Genomic DNA, 18593 nt, shown 5'->3' with positions numbered 1-18593 from the left:
GCAGTTAGTTGTAGGCCGGATAAGCACAGCGCCATCCGGCATCCCACTTAGCGGTATTGCTTGAGTACCGCACGACCCAACGTCAGGATCTGCATTTCGTCAGAACCACCAGAAACACGGTCAACGCGCAGGTCACGCCAGAAACGGGTAATGCGATGGTTGCCCGCGATACCCACGCCACCCAGTACCTGCATAGCGCTATCTACCACTTCGAACGCGGCATTGGCGCAGAAGTATTTGCACATTGCCGCGTCGCCCGAGGTAATGGTGCCGTTATCCGCTTTCCATGCGGCTTCCAGCAGCATGTTTTTCATGGAGTTCAGTTTGATCGCCATGTGTGCGAACTTCTCCTGAATCAGCTGGAAACGGCCGATAGTTTCGCCAAACTGTACACGCTGATTAGCGTAGCGCGCCGCATCTTCAAAGGCGCACATTGCCGTACCGTAGTTGGTCAGCGCGACGAGGAAACGTTCGTGGTCAAACTCTTCTTTTACGCGGTTGAAACCATTACCTTCCCGACCGAACATGTCTTTCTCATCCAGTTCGACGTCATCAAAGGTGATTTCACAGCAGCTATCCATGCGCAGACCAAGTTTCTCCAGCTTGTTGACCTTGATACCTGCTTTGCTCATATCAACAAACCACTCGGTATAAACAGGTTTATCCGGCGATGCACCATCTCTCGCCATCACCACGATATACGGGGTATAGGCGCTACTGGTGATGAAGCACTTACTGCCATTAAGATAAACCTTACCATTTTTGCGTGTATAAGTGGTTTTCAGACTACCAACATCCGATCCTGCTCCCGGTTCGGTGATCGCCGAGTTCCACATCTGCTTACCGGTTCCCTGGAACGCCATGATTTTATCAATTTGCTCCTGGGTGCCTTCACGCAGGAAAGTGTTAAAACCTCCCGGCAATTGGTACAACACGTAAGTCGGTGCGCCAAGACGACCCAGTTCCATCCAGACGGCGGCAACGGTGACGAAGCCGGCTTCCAGACCACCGTGTTCTTCCGGGATCAGCAGGCTATCAATCCCCATATCCGCCAGTGCTTTTACAAAACGCTCTGGATAGACGCTGTCGCGATCGCACTCGGCAAAATAAGCTTCCCAGTTCTCACTGGCCATCAGTTCACGAATACCTGCGACAAACAGTTCCTGTTCGTCATTTAAGTTGAAATCCATCTTTCAGCCTCTTGATCAATTGGGTTAATGAGAATTACTTGTCTTTCCAGTGCACTTTGGCGTCTTTAATAAAGGACAGCGTTACCATAATGTTGACGAAGAACAGCGGACATCCCCCGGCAATGATGGCGGTTTGAATCGGCTTCAATCCTCCCAGTGCCAGCAGCACAATACCGATGATGCCCACCAGGACAGACCACCCGATACGGACCAGCAGCGGGGGTTCTTCACCGTCGCGAACTTCGCGACAGGTCGACATCGCCAGGGTATAGGAACAGGCGTTAATCAGAGTGACAGTGGCAATGAAGCAGAGGATAAAGAATCCCCACATCGTGGCGGTGCTAAATGGTAAGGCGGCCCAGGTTTCGATAATGGCGCGCGCCACACCGTGCTGTTCAATCAACTGCGGGATATTGAGGATGTTTTTATCCATCAGCAGCAGCGTGTTACTGCCAAGGACAGTCCACAGGATCCAGGTCGACGCGGTCAGGCCCAGCACCATCCCGAAGCACAGTTCACGTACGGTACGACCACGAGAAATACGTGCCAGGAAGATACTCATCTGGATGGCGTAAATGACCCACCATGCCCAGTAGAAGACGGTCCAGCCCTGCGGGAAGCCGCCTTTGCCGATAGCATCGGTATAGAACAACATGCGCGGCAAATACATCAGCAGCATGCCGACGGAGTCGGTGAAGTAGTTCATGATGAAGCTGGCACCGCTGACGATGAACACCCAACCGAGCATCAGGAAACTCAGGTAGCTACGCACATCACTGGCGATCTTGACCCCTTTTTGCAGGCCACAGGCTACGCAAATAGCGTTCAGGATGATCCAGCAGGTAATGATGATGGCATCTAATTGCAGCGTATGCGGAATACCGAACAACCATTGCATACACTCGGTGACCAGCGGTGTCGCCAGACCGAGACTGGTACCCATCGCAAAGATCAGCGCCACCAGATAGAAGTTATCGACGATCGTTCCGAACAAGCCCTTTGCATGCTTTTCGCCCACTAGCGGCACCAGTGTAGAGCTGGGGCGGATGACGTCCATTTTGCGCACAAAGAAGAAGTAGGCGAAGGCAACGGAGAGGAAGCTATAGGTTGCCCACGGCAGCGGCCCCCAGTGGAACAGGCTGTATGCCAGGCCTATCTCTTTCGCTCCTGTCGAGTTCGGGGCGAGAGCAAAGGGGGGCGTAGAGATATAGTAGTAGATCTCTATCGAGCCCCAGAACAGTACGGCAGCGGATGTACAGGAGGCGAACATCATAAAAATCCAGCTGGCAGTGCTAAATTCTGGTTTTTCGTCACCTAATTTCTTTTTGGCGTACGGACCAAAAACCAGCCAGAACCAGCCGAAGAGCATGATGACCATATACCATTCAAATGCCCAACCCCAGACATTGGTGACATAACTAAATACCGCATTAATAACCACATTAGCGGCATCGAGATCTCTTACTGTTAGCCAGCAAAGTATCCCGACAATTATTAATGGCGGAAAGAAAACCTTAGGTTCAATTCCCGACTTTCTCTTTTCATTTTTCATGATTGAATTCCAGTGTGAAAACGAAATTTATTTAGCGTTCCCGTTTGTAATCTTTTGTTTATTTATTATTAATGATTTGTTGATAACTGTTTAACCTCTGGAGCGCCTCAGTGAGTAACTCATAATGGGTATTCGTAACGGGTGGTTCTGTTATGCGCGTCACACTTTTTTATGCTGGTAATTTTGGCTTAAAAATCAATCTTACATCTTTATATTCAATGACTTGATGTTGGTTTTTTAACTTTTTTAAGTGTTTGTCTTTCAATATTGTTGAACCAGCAAACAATATTGAAAATTTTCCTGTTTGACATGTTTTGTTCAATATTGGTGAGGCATGTAACACTATTGAAAGTTACGAATTTCAATGTGTGACATTTTCAATATTGGTGATTAATGTTTTATTTCCGAATTAAAGAGCGTGATATTTGTATTTAACACCGCCGATATAAATAACGTTTCCTTCATGATTTCTGGAGATGCAATGAAGATAATTACTTGCTACAAATGCGTACCTGATGAACAGGATATTGCAATTAATAATGCTGACGGTTCACTGGATTTCAGCAAAGCGGATGGCAAAATCAGCCAATATGATCTGAATGCTATTGAAGCTGCTTGTCAGTTAAAACAGCAGCAAGGAGAGGCACAGGTTGTCGCTATGAGCGTGGGGGGGAAAGCACTGACTAACGCCAAAGGGCGTAAAGATGTGCTCTCCCGTGGTCCTGATGAACTGATTGTGGTGATTGACGAGCAGTTTGAACAGGCGCTGCCACAACATACCGCGAGCGCGCTGGCCGCTGCCGCACAAAAATCAGGCTTTGATCTGATTATCTGCGGTGATGGTTCTTCCGATCTTTATGCTCAGCAGGTTGGTCTGCTGGTGGGCGAAGCGCTGAATATCCCGGCGATTAACGGTGTGAGTAAAATCCTCTCTCTTACCGACAGCACGCTGACGGTAGAACGTGAACTGGAAGATGAAGTCGAAACCCTGAGCATACCGCTGCCAGCGGTGATTGCGGTCTCAACTGACATCAACACCCCTCAAATCCCTTCCATGAAAGCCATTCTCGGCGCGGCGAAAAAGCCGGTTCAGGTCTGGTCGCCAGCGGACATTGGGTTTACTGGCGCACAGGCGTATTCCGTACAACAGGTTGCCGCACCGAAACAACGCGAGCGTCAACGCGTTGTGATTGAAGGTGACGGTGAAGAACAGATTGCCGCGTTTGTCGAGAATCTTCGCAAAATCATTTAATTATCAGGGGATGTTATGAACAAGTTTTCCAGTGTCTGGGTATTCAGCGATACCCCTTCTCGTCTGCCGGAACTGATGAGTGGTGCGCAGGCTTTAGGTGAAAAAGTTAACACATTCGTACTGAGTGACGCTGATAGCGCGATGGCATTCCAACTGGGTGCGGATCATGCCTGGTTGCTCAGCGGTAAGCCAGAAGATCGCATGATGGAGGATTACGCCGGGGTAATGGCTGAGACGATTCTTCAGCACAGCGAAGGGGGGGCGGTACTGCTGCCGAATACGCGTCGCGGCAAGCTGTTAGCGGCAAAACTGGGTTTTCGTTTGTCAGCGGCAGTTTCCAACGATGCCAGTGCAGTGTCATGGCAGGACGGAAAAGCAGCGGTCAAACATATGGTCTACGGTGGCCTGGCAATGGGAGCGGAAACCATCGCGTCACCGTTTGCCGTGATCACGCTCAGTAGCGGGACATTTGACGCCCAACAGCCAGACGCCTCCCGCAGCGGCGAGATGCACACGGTGCAATGGCAGGCTCCGACCATTGCCGTGACGCGTACGGCAACTCAGGCGCGTCAGAGCAACAGCGTTGATCTCGATAAAGCCCGTCTGGTGGTCAGCGTGGGACGTGGTATCGGCAGCAAAGAAAATATTTCACTGGCCGAAGCGCTGTGCCAGACGATTGGCGCTGAGCTGGCCTGTTCCCGTCCGGTGGCGGAAAACGAGAAGTGGATGGAGCACGAACGCTACGTCGGCATCTCCAACCTGATGTTGAAGCCTGAACTGTATCTGGCCGTGGGGATCTCCGGGCAGATCCAACATATGGTTGGCGCCAACGGCGCGCAAACAATCTTCGCTATCAACAAAGACAAAAATGCACCGATCTTCCAGTACGCGGATTTCGGCATCGTTGGTGATGCACTGAAGATCCTGCCTGCGCTGACGGCTGCCTTAGCGCGCTAAACCATATCGGGCAGGGTACGAGAGTGCCCTGCTGCAGAGAGGAGTTTGTTATGTCCGAAGATATCTTTGATGCCATCATCGTGGGTGCAGGCCTGGCCGGTTCGGTTGCGGCGCTGGTGCTCGCTCGCGAAGGTGCACAAGTGTTGGTTATCGAGCGCGGAAATTCTGCTGGCGCGAAGAATGTCACCGGCGGGCGCATGTATGCGCATAGCCTGGAGCGCATTATCCCAGGTTTTGCAGAACAAGCCCCGATTGAACGTGTGATTACCCACGAAAAACTCGCCTTTATGACCGACAAAGGGGCGATGACCATCGATTACTGCAACGGTGAGGATGCAGCATCGTCGCAGGTTTCTTATTCCGTATTACGCAGTAAGTTTGACGCCTGGCTGATGGAACAGGCCGAAGAAGCCGGCGCTCAGCTCATTACCGGTATTCGCGTGGATAACGTCGTGCAGCGCGAGGGTAAAGTCGTGGGCGTGGAAGCCGACGGCGATATTCTGGAAGCGAAAGTGGTGATCCTCGCCGACGGGGTGAATTCTCTGCTGGCTGAAAAGCTGGGTATGGCAAAGCGCGTTCAGGCATCGCATGTTGCCGTTGGCGTGAAAGAGCTGATCGAGTTGCCAAAGTCGGTGATTGAGGATCGCTTTCAGTTGCAGGGGAACGAAGGCGCCGCCTGTCTGTTTGCCGGGTCGCCAACCGATGGCCTGATGGGAGGCGGCTTCCTGTATACGAACGAAACAACGCTCTCTCTGGGTCTGGTCTGTGGTCTTCATCATCTGAAAGATGCGAAAAAATCGGTCCCGCAGATGCTGGAAGATTTCAAACAGCATCCAGCTGTCGCGCCGCTGATTGCCGGCGGCAAGCTGGTGGAATACGCCGCGCACGTCGTACCGGAAGCCGGAATGAATATGCAGCCAGAGCTGGTAGGCGATGGCGTCCTGATCGCCGGTGATGCTGCCGGGATGTGTATGAATCTTGGCTTCACCATCCGCGGTATGGATTTAGCGATATCGGCAGGTGAGGCGGCGGCGAAGACGGTGCTTTCTGCCATGACGCGTGACGACTTTAGCAAGCAGTCGCTCGGCGAATACCATCAGCACCTGGATGATGGCCCGATGCGTGACATGCGTATGTATCAAAAACTGCCTGCATTTCTTGATAATCCACGCATGTTCACCGCCTATCCTGAAATGGCGGTCAGTATCGCGCGCGACCTGTTCACCGTGGATGGTTCCGCTCCGGTGCCCATGCGTAAAAAAATCCTGCGCCATGCGAAGAAAGTGGGTTTCATCAACCTGATGAAAGATGGCCTGAAAGGAGTGACCGTATTATGACATCTCCCGTCAATGTGGACGTCAAACTGGGCGTCAATAAATTCAATGTGGATGAAGAGAGCCCACATATCATTCTGAAAACGCAACCGGATAAACAGGTACTGGAGGTGCTGATTAAGGCCTGTCCGGCGGGGCTGTATAAAAAGCAGGATGATGGCAGCGTGCGTTTTGATTACGCCGGGTGCCTTGAGTGCGGGACGTGCCGAATTCTCGGACTTGATACGGCGCTGGAAAAATGGGAATACCCGCGTGGGACGTTTGGCGTGGAGTTCCGCTACGGCTAATAAGTACGAGGTTGTGCCCCGTAGGCCGGATAGGATGCGGTAGCATCGCCATCCGGCAATCATGTGGCGCCAATGCCGGATGGCGGCGTAAACGCTTTATCCGGCCTACAGATGACGCTTTGCCCGTGTTGAAACAGGAAGTCGCTATGCAGCAGCCCAGAAACTTTGATGACATCAAATTTACCTCTATTCATCGCCGGATAATGCTGTGGGGAAGCGGTGGGCCATTTCTGGATGGGTATGTGCTGGTGATGATTGGCGTTGCGCTGGAGCAGCTCACGCCAGCGTTAAAACTGGATGCCGAGTGGATTGGTCTGCTGGGTGCCGGAACGCTGGCGGGGCTATTTGTTGGTACGTCGCTGTTTGGTTACATATCCGATAAGGTCGGGCGGCGCAAAATGTTCCTCATCGATATTATCGCCATTGGCGTGATATCGGTGGCGACAATGTTTGTGACCTCGCCCGTTGAATTGTTAGTGATGCGCGTATTAATTGGGGTGGTCATTGGCGCTGATTACCCGATTGCGACCTCGATGATTACCGAGTTTTCCAATACCCGTCAACGTGCGTTCTCCATCGGTTTTATTGCCGCGATGTGGTATGTCGGTGCCACCTGCGCCGATCTGGTCGGCTACTGGCTGTACGATGTTGAGGGCGGATGGCGTTGGATGCTCGGCAGCGCGGTGATCCCCTGTATTTTGATCCTGATTGGCCGTTTTGATCTTCCTGAATCGCCGCGCTGGCTGTTGCGCAAAGGCCGGGTGAAAGAGTGTGAAGCGATGATGATCAAACTGTTCGGTGAGCCGGTGGTGTTCGATGAAGAAGCGCCACAGGAAACTCGTTTTCTTCAGCTGTTTAATCGTCGTCACTTTCCATTTGTTTTGTTTGTCGCGGCCATCTGGACCTGCCAGGTGATCCCGATGTTTGCGATTTACACTTTTGGCCCGCAGATTGTTGGCTTGCTGGGCCTTGGTGTTGGGAAAAGCGCCGCGTTGGGTAATGTGGTGATCAGCCTGTGTTTCATGCTGGGCTGTATTCCACCGATGTTTTGGCTCAATAGCGCAGGTCGTCGGCCGTTGTTGATTGGCAGCTTTATTATGATGACGCTGGCGTTGGCCGCTCTGGGGCTGATCCCGGATATGGGGGCCTGGCTGGTGGTGCTGGCGTTCGCCGTGTATGCGTTTTTCTCTGGAGGTCCCGGGAACCTGCAATGGTTGTATCCTAATGAACTGTTCCCTACCGATATTCGTGCGTCTGCCGTTGGCGTGATCATGTCGTTGAGCCGCATCGGAACCATTGTTTCAACCTGGGCCCTGCCGGTATTCATTAGCAAATACGGCATCAGTAATGTCATGCTGATGGGGGCGGGAATTTCGCTGATTGGCCTGCTGGTGTCGATTGCCTTCGCCCCGGAAACGCGAGGATTGACGCTGGCGCAAACCAGTCAAATGACGATTCGCAGAAAACCGATGACCAGAGCGAGCGGTTAAGAGTGTTCTGTATTTTCCCTACTACTCAGTCAGTTAGCCTATAGTTAACGGGTATATCACTGAAAATGACTGAAAAGCAGGGAGAACACCATGCAAAAACATATTCTGATCACCTCCATTTTTACCGCCGCAGCACTGTTTACCGTTGCCGGCTGTTCCTCTAATCAGGCGGTCAAAACCACCGACGGTAAAACGATTGTCACCGATGGTAAACCGCAAGTGGATGAAGATACGGGCCTGGTCTCGTATAAAAACGCGCAAACGGGTAAGACGGAACAGATAAACCGCGATCAGGTGAAAGATATGAGTGAATTAGATAACTAACTCAATTTTCCTCATCCATCTACTCAATAATATTGGCTTTTAGCCTGCGGATTAACTGACTAAACTCACTGGTATTACAATAATGCAGTGATCGCAGGCTAATCATGATTCTCATCATTTATGCACATCCCTATCCGCAGCATTCGCATGCGAATAAGCGGATGCTTGAGCAGGTAAGGACACTGGAGGGAGTAGAGGTTCGTTCGCTCTACGAACTCTATCCCGATTTCAATATCGATATCGCCGCAGAACAGGACGCGCTGTCACGTGCGAGCCTGATTATCTGGCAACATCCTATGCAATGGTACAGCACACCTCCGTTACTCAAACTGTGGATGGATAAGGTCCTCTCCCACGGCTGGGCGTATGGTCACGGCGGTACCGCGCTGCATGGCAAACACCTGATGTGGGCAGTAACCACTGGCGGCGGTGAAAACCACTTTGATATCGGTTCCCACCCCGGTTTTGACGTGCTTTCCCAGCCTTTACAGGCCACGGCGTTGTATTGCGGACTCAAATGGCTGCCACCGTTTGCCATGCACTGTACGTTCATCTGTGATGATGAAACGCTACAGGCGCAGGCGCGCCACTATAAACAACGTCTGATGGAATGGCAGGAGGAACACCATGGATAGCCATACGCTGATACAGGCGCTGATTTATCTCGGTTCGGCGGCACTGATTGTGCCCATCGCCGTGCGGCTGGGTTTAGGGTCGGTGCTGGGCTATCTCATCGCCGGGTGCATTATCGGTCCGTGGGGCTTGAGGTTGGTGACGGACGCCGAATCTATCCTGCATTTTGCGGAAATCGGTGTGGTGCTGATGCTGTTTGTTATTGGTCTGGAGCTGGATCCACAGCGTCTGTGGAAGCTGCGGGCCTCGGTGTTTGGCGGCGGTGCATTGCAGATGGTGGTCTGTGGCGGGCTGATTGGCCTGTTTTGTATGTTCCTTGGGCTGCGCTGGCAGGTGGCGGAGCTGATCGGTATGACGTTGGCGCTTTCATCCACTGCGATTGCGATGCAGGCAATGAATGAACGTAACCTGATGGTTTCGCAAATGGGGCGTAGCGCGTTTGCCGTGCTGCTGTTCCAGGATATCGCGGCCATTCCGCTGGTGGCGATGATCCCATTGCTGGCAGCGAGCGGTGCATCGACAACGCTGGGGGCATTTGCGCTGTCGGCGCTTAAAGTGGCGGGGGCGCTGACGCTGGTGGTGCTGTTAGGGCGTTATGTCACGCGTCCGGCATTGCGTTTTGTCGCCCGCTCGGGCCTGCGAGAAGTGTTCAGCGCCGTCGCGCTGTTCCTCGTTTTCGGCTTTGGTTTGCTGCTGGAAGAAGTCGGGTTGTCAATGGCGATGGGCGCGTTTCTGGCGGGCGTTCTGTTGGCGAGCTCTGAGTATCGTCATGCGTTGGAAAGCGACATTGAGCCGTTTAAAGGCCTGCTGTTAGGGCTGTTTTTCATCGGCGTGGGCATGTCTATCGATTTCGGTACGCTGATTGATAATCCCTTGCGTATTATCGTTCTGTTGGTCGGTTTCCTGGTAATTAAAACCGTGATGCTGTGGCTTATTGCCCGGCCATTACAGGTGCCGGGTAAGCAGCGTCGCTGGTTTGCCGTATTATTAGGGCAGGGCAGTGAATTTGCTTTTGTGGTATTTGGTGCGGCGCAAATGGCGAACGTGCTCGATCCCGAATGGGCGAAAGCGCTAACGCTGGCGGTGGCGTTGTCGATGGCGGCGACACCGATTTTACTGGTTGTCCTGACGCGTCTGGAAAAATCCGCTACCGGTGAAGAACGTGAAGCAGATGAAATTGATGAAGAACAACCGCGGGTCATCATCGCCGGATTTGGACGCTTCGGCCAGATAACCGGTCGTCTGCTGCTGTCGAGTGGTGTCAAGATGGTGGTCCTTGATCACGATCCGGATCATGTTGAGACGTTGCGCAAATTTGGTATGAAGGTTTTCTATGGCGATGCGACGCGTATGGATCTGCTGGAGTCTGCGGGAGCAGCCAAAGCGGAAGTGATCATTAATGCCATCGACGATCCCCAAACCAGCCTGCAACTGACCGAGATGGTGAAAGATCACTTCCCGCATTTGCAAATTATTGCCCGTGCGCGCGATGTGGATCACTACATCCGTCTGCGCCAGGCCGGGGTAGACATGCCGGAACGTGAAACCTTCGAAGGCGCATTAAAAACCGGGCGACTGGCGTTGGAAAGTCTCGGGCTTGGGCGCTATGAAGCGCGTGAGCGCGCTGACGTCTTCCGGCGCTTCAATATATTGATGGTTGAGGAGATGGTGAAAGGCGAAGATGACGCGATTTCGCGTGCGGCTGTTTATAAGCGTACCAGCGCAATGCTGAGTGAAATTATTGCCGAAGATCGTCAACATTTATCGTTAATTCAACGCCATGGCTGGCAAGGCACGGATGAAGGTAAACATACGGGCGACACCGCCGATGAGCCGGAAGTAAAACCGTCAGCGTAGGGGAAAAAATGTGATGTACTGCAAACTTTACTGCTAGTTGGCTGTTTTTGAACGACTGTAATGCTGGGAGTCCACTCAGAATTCACGGACTCGCCAGCAGAACAGAAAATTTTCCTGAACATCTTCCTTTGGCTAGTCGACGAAAGATTGCGCTTTCCGTATAGTGGCGACAATTTTTTTGTATCCGGGAAATAATCAATGATCAGTCTGATTGCGGCGTTAGCGGTAGATCGCGTCATCGGTATGGAGAACGCCATGCCGTGGAACCTACCTGCCGATCTCGCCTGGTTTAAACGTAATACCTTAAACAAACCGGTTGTCATGGGGCGCCATACCTGGGAATCCATCGGGCGACCGCTGCCTGGGCGTAAAAATATCGTCATCAGCAGCAAACCCGGCACCGACGATCGCGTGCAGTGGGTGAAGTCCGTTGATGAGGCGATTGCAGCCTGCGGCGATGAACCTGAAATTATGGTGATTGGCGGTGGGCGCGTGTATGAGCAGTTCCTGCCGAAAGCGCAGAAACTGTATCTGACGCATATTGATGCGGAAGTGGAAGGGGATACGCATTTCCCGGACTACGAACCGGATGACTGGGAATCGGTGTTCAGCGAATTCCACGATGCCGACGCGCAAAACTCCCACAGCTACTGCTTCGAAGTGCTGGAACGTCGTTAATCATGTCACTGCCGGATGGCGCTGCGCTTATCCGGCCTACAGGGTAATATATGCGTAGGCCGGATAAGGTGCGAGCACCGCATCCGGCAGACGACTTATCAGGCGTTGACCGCCTCGCCGGGGTCCAGATTCAAATGGCGATTTGATGGTTGTACAAAGTACTGTTTGTCTTCCCAGCGCAGACAGGTGAGATCGCCTCCCCAACAGCAACCCGTATCCAGCGCGTAAATACCTTCCGGCGTGCCTTTGCCCTCCAGCGATGCCCAGTGCCCGAATGCAATACTGTAGGCTTCACTGACCGGTCCAGGAATGGCAAACCACGGCTTCAGCGGGGCTGGCGCATCTTCTGGCGACTCTTTACTGTACATATCCAACTGGCCGTTGGGGAAGCAGTAACGCATGCGGGTAAACGCGTTGGTAATAAAACGCAGGCGGGCCAGCCCCGTCAGCTCTGGCGTCCAGTTGTTCGGCATGTCGCCGTACATTGCATCAAGGAAAAACGGATAAGAGTCACTCGACAGCACGGCTTCCACGTCCCGTGCACAGTCTTTCGCGGTCTGCAAATCCCATTGCGGGGTAATGCCAGCGTGCGCCATGACCAGTTTTTTCTCTTCGTCTACCTGCAGCAGCGGCTGACGGCGAAGCCAGTTGATTAATTCGTCAGCATCCGGCGCTTCGAGCAGCGATGTGACCCTGTCTTTGGGTTTATTACGACTGATGCCGGCAAATACGGCCAGCAGGTGTAAATCGTGATTACCCAATACCAGGCGCACGCTGTCGCCCAGCGATTTCACATAGCGCAGGACGTCCAGCGATCCTGGCCCACGCGCGACCAAATCGCCGGTGAGCCATAAGGTGTCTTTTCCAGGGGTAAAGTCTACTTGATGCAGCAATGCTGCCAGTTCATCGTAGCAACCATGAACGTCGCCAATCAGGTATGTTGCCATAGAAATTGTTTTAATGAATGAGTGTTGGAACGGCAAGTCGGAATACGGGAATATCGATAGTAAAGGCGATGCCCTGCTCATCGATCATTTCGTAATGACCCTGCATGGTGCCCAGCGGCGTTTCAATAACGGCGCCGCTGGTGTACTGGTACTCTTCGCCAGGTTCGATGTGAGGCTGTACGCCAACCACACCTTCACCCTGAACTTCGGTTTCGCGCCCATGACCATTGGTTATCAACCAATAACGTCCCAACAGCTGCACTGGCGCTCGCCCCAAATTGCGGATAGTCACGGTATAAGCAAAAACGTAACGTTCATCATCAGGTGAGGATTGCGCCTCAATGTAGACGCTTTGTACCTGAATACACACTCGGGGCGAATTGATCATGCTTAACTCTCCTTCGAAGGCGCGTTTTCTGACAGATAGTTAGCCATCCGGCAGTATTGCGCGACAGAGATATTTTCCGCTCGCATTGCCGGGTCAATGCCCAACTCTGTCAGCACTTCAACGCTGAACAGATTACCGAGGCTGTTACGTACCGTTTTACGGCGCTGATTAAACGCTTCGGTGGTAATGCGGCTCAGGACGCGAACATCTTTAACCGGGTACGGCATCGTCGCGTGAGGGACCAGGCGTACAACGGCGGAATCTACTTTCGGTGCTGGTGTGAAAGCCGACGGTGGAACTTCGAGCACCGGGATCACATTGCAGTAATATTGCGCCATGACGCTTAATCGACCATACGCTTTACTGTTTGGCCCTGCAACCAGACGATTGACCACCTCTTTTTGCAACATGAAATGCATGTCGGCAATGGCATCAGTATAGGTAAAAAGATGGAACATCAGCGGTGTGGAGATGTTGTACGGCAGGTTGCCAAATACGCGCAGCGGCTGACCCATCGTTTGTGATAGCTCACCGAAGTTCATGGTCATGGCATCTTGCTGATAAATAGTCAGCTTTGGCCCTAAAAACGGGTGTGTTTGCAGACGTGCAGCCAGATCGCGGTCCAGTTCGATGACCGTGAGCTTGTCCAGACGTTCGCCTACTGGCTCGGTCAATGCAGCAAGGCCCGGGCCGATTTCGACCATTGCCTGACCCTTTTGCGGGTTGATAGCAGAGACAATACTTTCGATCACAAACTGATCGTTGAGGAAGTTTTGCCCGAAACGTTTACGGGCTAAATGGCCCTGATGGACTCGATTATTCATTGGTATTAACAATCATTTTGATGGCGAGGTTAAGCGCCGTAATAAAACTGCCGACATCTGCTTGCCCACGACCCGCCAGTTCAAGTGCGGTGCCGTGATCAACGGATGTGCGAATAAAGGGTAGGCCCAGCGTGATATTCACTCCGCGACCAAATCCCTGGTATTTTAGCACGGGGAGGCCCTGATCGTGGTACATTGCCAGCACGGCATCCGCGTGGTCGAGATATTTGGGCTGAAACAGGGTATCTGCAGGCAGTGGACCGTTTAATTTCATCCCCTGCGCACGCAGTTCATCCAGTACCGGGATGATGGTGTCTATTTCTTCCGTCCCCATATGACCGCCTTCTCCCGCATGCGGGTTCAAGCCGCAAACCAGAATATGCGGATCGTTCAGGCCAAATTTGGTGCGTAAATCATGATGCAGAATGCCGATCACTTCCCGCAATAATGCCGGGGTAATGGCGTCAGCAACGGCTTTAAGCGGCAGATGTGTGGTCGCCAGAGCAACACGCAGCTCTTCCGTCGCCAGCATCATCACGACTTTCTTCGCCTGTGAGCGGTCTTCAAAAAACTCAGTATGCCCGGTAAACGGCACGCCAGCGTCATTGATCACGCCTTTGTGAACGGGGCCGGTTATCAGCGCCGCAAACTCGCCCTGTAGACAACCATCGCAGGCGCGAGCCAGCGTGTCGACCACATATTGCCCATTCTCTACCGTCAGTTGACCCGCGACGACAGGTGCGCGCAGCGCAACCGGTAATAGCGTCAGCGTACCGGCTGATTGTGGTTGGGCTGGGATATCTGGAGAGTAGGGAAGGAGCGAGAGCGGTAAACCGAGCATGGCTGCCCGGTCACGGAGTAGCGTGGCATCAGCACAAACAACGAGTTCTACCGGCCACTCGCGCTGTGCAAGCTGGACCACAAGGTCCGGACCAATCCCGGCTGGTTCGCCGGGAGTGATCACAACACGTTGAGTTCGAGTCATTAGTTGCTCAGAATTTTAACGTACGCACTGGCGCGCTGTTCCTGCATCCAGGTCGCTGCTTCTTCCGAGAATTTACGGTTCATCAGCATGCGATAAGCTCTGTCTTTCTGTGCCGCGTCAGTTTTATCAACATTACGCGTATCCAGCAGCTCGATCAGATGCCAGCCGAAGGAAGAGTGCACCGGCGTGCTCATCTGACCCTTGTTCAGGCGGGTCAGCGCATCGCGGAAAGCAGGATCGAAAATATCGGCTGCAGCCCAACCCAGGTCACCGCCCTGGTTTGCTGAACCCGGATCCTGAGAGAACTCTTTTGCTGCTGCTGCAAAGGTCGTTTTACCGCTCTTAATATCAGCTGCAATTTGTTCCAGTTTCAGGCGAGCCTGTTGATCGGTCATGATCGGCGACGGTTTCAGCAGAATATGGCGGGCATGAACTTCAGTCACGGAGACGCTCTGGCTCTGGCCACGCATGTCGTTGACTTTCAGAATATGGAAGCCGACACCTGAACGAATTGGGCCAATGATATCGCCTTTTTTCGCGGTGCTTAACGCCTGAGCAAAGATACCTGGCAGTTCCTGAATACGTCCCCAGCCCATCTGGCCGCCTTTCAGCGCCTGCTGGTCAGCAGAATAGGTGATGGCCAGCTTGCCAAAATCGCTACCGCTACGCGCTTCATCAACCACAGAACGCGCCTGGCTTTCCGCCTGGTTAACCTGATCTGACGTTGGGTTTTCCGGTAATGGAATCAAAATGTGGCTCAGGTTCAGCTCAGTGCTGGCATCATTTTGGTTGCCAACTTGCTGCGCCAGGGCATCAACTTCCTGTGGCAGGATCGTGACGCGACGGCGAACTTCATTATTACGCACTTCAGAGATGGTCATCTCTTTACGGATCTGGTTGCGATAGGTCGAATAACTCAGACCATCCTGAGCCAGACGGCTGCGCATTTGATCCAGCGTCATATTGTTCTGTTTGGCAATGTTGGCGATGGCCTGATCCAACTGCTCATCAGAGATTTTTACGCCCATCTTCTGACCCATCTGCAGAACGATTTGATCCATGATCAAACGTTCCAGGATCTGATGACGCAGCGTGGCATCGTCCGGTAATTGCTGACCTGCCTGACCCGCATTCAGTTTTACTGACTGCATTAAGCCATCGACGTCGCTTTCCAGAACGACGCCGTTATTGACGACGGCTGCGACTTTATCGACTACCTGTGGGGCAGCGAAACTGGTATTCGCGACCATGGCGATACCGAGAAGCAGCGTTTTCCAGTTCTTCATACTTTTTCCATTTCAATTAACCGCAATGCGGATTACGTTGTAAATCAATCAGATCATAAAGAGCTTTGATACGGCAAAATGTTCGAACGCAGCATCTGGTTGGTGCCAAGGCCATAGTTAGAGCTCAGGCCGCGCAGTTCGATATTAAAGCCGATCGAGTTGTCATATACCGCGTGTTTCTGGGTGTCATCCCAACCATTCAGCTTACGTTCGTAGCCGACGCGAATGGCATAACAGCAGGAGTTGTACTGCAGGCCCAGCATGGAATCCGCCACTTTGTTCACATTGGTATCGAAGTAGTAAGCTCCGACGATTGACCAACGCTCAGCGATCGGCACGCTCGCCACTGCACCCACCTGAGAAATCCCGTTTTTATACTGATCTGCCGTAGAGTAATACGACGGCAGGGTCGCCTGGATATATTCCGGGCTGGCATAGCGGTAGTTCAACTGCAGCATACGGTTTTCGTCGCGACGGTACTCGATGCTGCTGCTGCTGGTGGCGATACTGTCCAGACGTGTGTCGTATTGTATCCCACTGCGTAAACCCCAACGATCGGAGATGCGCCAGTAGGTATCGCCAGCCCATACCAGTGAACCGGTTTTGTCGTCATTCTCCCATTTAATGTTGTCATCGCCAGTGCGAGACTCGGTGAAATAGTAGATTTGACCCACAGAAATATTAAAACGTTCAATGGCCGCGTCATCATAAACGCGAGATGTGACACCTGTCGTTACCTGGTTTGCGGAGGCAATACGGTCCAGGCCGCCATAGGTGCGGTCACGGAACAGGCCGCTGTAGTCAGATTGCAGCAGGGAAGAGTCATAGTTATAGATATGACTTTGGTTGCGATACGGCACATATAAATACTGCGCACGCGGCTCCAGTGTCTGGGTATAGCCTGGCGCCAGCATTTCCATATCACGTTCGAAGACCAGCTTACCGTCAACTTTGAACTGCGGCATGACGCGGTTAGCGGAATCGTCGAGTTTATTTACGTTACTCGGATTGTTGTTATACCAGTCCAGATTGGTCTGCTGGTAGTGCGTCGCCATCAGTTTCGCTTCAGTGTTGATACTCCCCCACTGATTGGATAGCGGCAGGTTGATGGTCGGCTCAAGGTGAACACGCGTCGCTTCTGGCATGTCGTCATTGGTATTGACGAAATGCACCGCCTGTCCATAAATACGGGTATCAAATGGACCAACGTCATTCTGATAGAAGTTGACGTCTAACTGTGGCTGAGCGGAATAACTGCTGTTGTTCTGATCGTCAAAGACCTGGAATTGTTTAGTTGAGAGCGTTGCATCAAAGTTTTGCACCGCATAGCCGACGCTGAATTTCTGTGTCGCATAACCGTCGGTACTGGAACCGTACTTATTGTCAAAATCATTAAAGTAGCTGGAGTCGCTGACTTTGGTATAGTCGACGTTGAAACGCCACACCTGGTCCATCACACCGGCGTGTTGCCAGTAAAACAGCCAGCGGCGTGAATTATCATCATTCGGATGTTCGTCGTCGTAGACCCGGTCGGAATTCAGGTAGTCGAGTTCCATCAGACCTGCGCCCGCCTGGGTCAGGTAACGGAATTCGTTCTCCCACATCACGCCGCCACGGCGATGCATATAATGCGGCGTAATGGTGGCGTCCATGTTGGGCGCGATATTCCAGTAATACGGCAGGTAGAACTCAAAATAGTTCTTGGTGGAGTATTTTGCGTTCGGGATCAAGAAACCGGAACGGCGCTTATCGCCGACAGGTAGCTGCAAATAGGGGCTGTAAAACACCGGAACCGGGCCCAGTTTAAAACGGGCGTTCCAGATTTCAGCGACCTGTTCTTCACGGTCATGGATCACTTCACTACCGACGACGCTCCAGGTATTGGAACCCGGAAGACAGGAGGTAAAACTGCCGTTTTCCAGAATGGTATAGCGATTCTCACCGCGCTGTTTCATCAGGTCCGCTTTCCCGCGCCCCTGGCGTCCCACCATCTGGTAGTCACCTTCCCAGACGTTGGTGTCTTTCGTATTCAGGTTTGCCCAACCCTTTGGTCCCTTCAGAATGACCTGGTTGTCATCATAATGGACGTTGCCCAGCGCATCGACGGTACGAACGGGAGCGGGTTGACCTTCGGCCTGCTTCTGATGAAGTTGCACTTCGTCGGCTTGTAGGCGGCTGTTACCCTGCGCAATATCCACGTTGCCGGTAAACACGGCGTCATCAGGGTAGTTCCCTTTCGCGTGATCGGCATTGATGGTGACAGGTAACTCATTGGTATCGCCCTGCACCAGAGGACGGTTGTAGCTTGGCACGCCCAACATGCATTGTGAGGCGAGATCGGCTGCCAGACCCTGTTGACTATAGAGGGCGGTGGCAATCATGGTGGCCAGAAGAGTGGGAATACGTTTTTTCATACGTTGTATTTATTGTTCCATCATCAGTAGCGTCGCGCGTGACAAACGGTCACAGCCTAACTTATCTCATCTTCACTTCGCTAGTATTAATCCTGCCCATTTTATACCCGCCACCTTTCAAGCTGCATATTCGTTGTCTTCCTCGTTTTCCCCAGTTACCTGCACTGTAAAGCGCCAGGGGATGCCGTGAGGGCC

Annotated in this window: 17 protein-coding genes; 9 read left to right on the top strand and 8 right to left on the bottom strand. The window is 52.5% G+C overall.

Annotated features, from left to right (window positions below; translation table 11 throughout):
- Nucleotides 1–47: 47 nt before the first annotated feature.
- Nucleotides 48–1190 (bottom strand): crotonobetainyl-CoA dehydrogenase, encoded by a 1143-nt coding sequence (gene caiA / locus FDX19_RS17945; protein WP_137383761.1) that lies wholly within the window; start codon nucleotides 1188–1190, stop codon nucleotides 48–50.
- A 34-nt stretch (nucleotides 1191–1224) separates the two neighbouring features.
- Nucleotides 1225–2742: an L-carnitine/gamma-butyrobetaine antiporter gene (gene caiT / locus FDX19_RS17940; protein ID WP_137383760.1), complete on the bottom strand. Its 1518-nt coding sequence runs from the start codon at nucleotides 2740–2742 to the stop codon at nucleotides 1225–1227.
- 481 nt (nucleotides 2743–3223) lie between these two features.
- Between caiT and FDX19_RS17935 the strand changes: the two genes are divergently transcribed.
- From FDX19_RS17935 to folA, 9 genes are all read left to right on the top strand, one after another.
- Nucleotides 3224–3994: an electron transfer flavoprotein FixA gene (locus FDX19_RS17935; RefSeq protein ID WP_137383759.1), complete on the top strand. Its 771-nt coding sequence runs from the start codon at nucleotides 3224–3226 to the stop codon at nucleotides 3992–3994.
- Nucleotides 3995–4009: 15 nt separating this feature from the next.
- Entirely contained in the window at nucleotides 4010–4951 is a 942-nt protein-coding gene (locus FDX19_RS17930; protein WP_137383758.1) for an electron transfer flavoprotein subunit alpha/FixB family protein, read from the top strand.
- A 50-nt stretch (nucleotides 4952–5001) separates the two neighbouring features.
- On the top strand, nucleotides 5002–6288 hold the full coding sequence (locus tag FDX19_RS17925) for an FAD-dependent oxidoreductase (protein WP_137383757.1): 1287 nt from the start codon (nucleotides 5002–5004) through the stop codon (nucleotides 6286–6288).
- Nucleotides 6285–6572 (top strand): ferredoxin-like protein FixX, encoded by a 288-nt coding sequence (gene fixX, locus FDX19_RS17920; RefSeq protein WP_096758345.1) that lies wholly within the window; start codon nucleotides 6285–6287, stop codon nucleotides 6570–6572. Before FDX19_RS17925 ends, fixX begins: the two co-directional genes overlap by 4 nt.
- 146 nt (nucleotides 6573–6718) lie before the next feature.
- Nucleotides 6719–8062, top strand: a complete 1344-nt coding sequence (locus tag FDX19_RS17915; protein ID WP_137383756.1) for an MFS transporter — start codon at nucleotides 6719–6721, stop codon at nucleotides 8060–8062.
- 90 nt (nucleotides 8063–8152) lie between these two features.
- On the top strand, nucleotides 8153–8386 hold the full coding sequence (locus FDX19_RS17910) for a YgdI/YgdR family lipoprotein (RefSeq protein WP_040230165.1): 234 nt from the start codon (nucleotides 8153–8155) through the stop codon (nucleotides 8384–8386).
- A 104-nt stretch (nucleotides 8387–8490) separates the two neighbouring features.
- On the top strand, nucleotides 8491–9021 hold the full coding sequence (kefF, locus tag FDX19_RS17905) for a glutathione-regulated potassium-efflux system oxidoreductase KefF (protein ID WP_048212726.1): 531 nt from the start codon (nucleotides 8491–8493) through the stop codon (nucleotides 9019–9021).
- Entirely contained in the window at nucleotides 9014–10876 is a 1863-nt protein-coding gene (gene kefC, locus FDX19_RS17900) for a glutathione-regulated potassium-efflux system protein KefC (protein WP_137383755.1), read from the top strand. Before kefF ends, kefC begins: the two co-directional genes overlap by 8 nt.
- A 198-nt stretch (nucleotides 10877–11074) precedes the next feature.
- On the top strand, nucleotides 11075–11554 hold the full coding sequence (folA, locus tag FDX19_RS17895; protein ID WP_137383754.1) for a type 3 dihydrofolate reductase: 480 nt from the start codon (nucleotides 11075–11077) through the stop codon (nucleotides 11552–11554).
- Between the two features lie 98 nt (nucleotides 11555–11652).
- Here the strand turns inward: folA and apaH are convergent, their stop codons facing one another.
- From apaH to lptD, 6 genes are read right to left on the bottom strand one after another with little or no spacing between them, the layout of a single operon-like run.
- A complete protein-coding gene (apaH, locus tag FDX19_RS17890) occupies nucleotides 11653–12501 on the bottom strand; it encodes a bis(5'-nucleosyl)-tetraphosphatase (symmetrical) ApaH (RefSeq protein WP_137383753.1) in 849 nt (282 codons plus the stop codon).
- Between the two features lie 10 nt (nucleotides 12502–12511).
- Nucleotides 12512–12889: a Co2+/Mg2+ efflux protein ApaG gene (apaG, locus tag FDX19_RS17885; protein WP_003018867.1), complete on the bottom strand. Its 378-nt coding sequence runs from the start codon at nucleotides 12887–12889 to the stop codon at nucleotides 12512–12514.
- 2 nt (nucleotides 12890–12891) lie between these two features.
- A complete protein-coding gene (rsmA, locus tag FDX19_RS17880) occupies nucleotides 12892–13713 on the bottom strand; it encodes a 16S rRNA (adenine(1518)-N(6)/adenine(1519)-N(6))-dimethyltransferase RsmA (RefSeq protein ID WP_048212723.1) in 822 nt (273 codons plus the stop codon).
- A complete protein-coding gene (gene pdxA / locus FDX19_RS17875) occupies nucleotides 13706–14698 on the bottom strand; it encodes a 4-hydroxythreonine-4-phosphate dehydrogenase PdxA (protein ID WP_137383752.1) in 993 nt (330 codons plus the stop codon). Before pdxA ends, rsmA begins: the two co-directional genes overlap by 8 nt.
- Nucleotides 14698–15984 (bottom strand): peptidylprolyl isomerase SurA, encoded by a 1287-nt coding sequence (gene surA / locus FDX19_RS17870; protein WP_137383751.1) that lies wholly within the window; start codon nucleotides 15982–15984, stop codon nucleotides 14698–14700. Before surA ends, pdxA begins: the two co-directional genes overlap by 1 nt.
- 53 nt (nucleotides 15985–16037) lie before the next feature.
- Nucleotides 16038–18398, bottom strand: a complete 2361-nt coding sequence (gene lptD, locus FDX19_RS17865) for an LPS assembly protein LptD (RefSeq protein WP_137383750.1) — start codon at nucleotides 18396–18398, stop codon at nucleotides 16038–16040.
- Nucleotides 18399–18593 lie beyond the last annotated feature (195 nt).

It is taken from the genome of Citrobacter sp. wls619 (assembly GCF_005281345.1).
GTDB lineage: Bacteria > Pseudomonadota > Gammaproteobacteria > Enterobacterales > Enterobacteriaceae > Citrobacter.
Note: the sequence above shows the minus strand (reverse complement) of the source record. Positions and strands in the feature narration are given on the sequence as shown.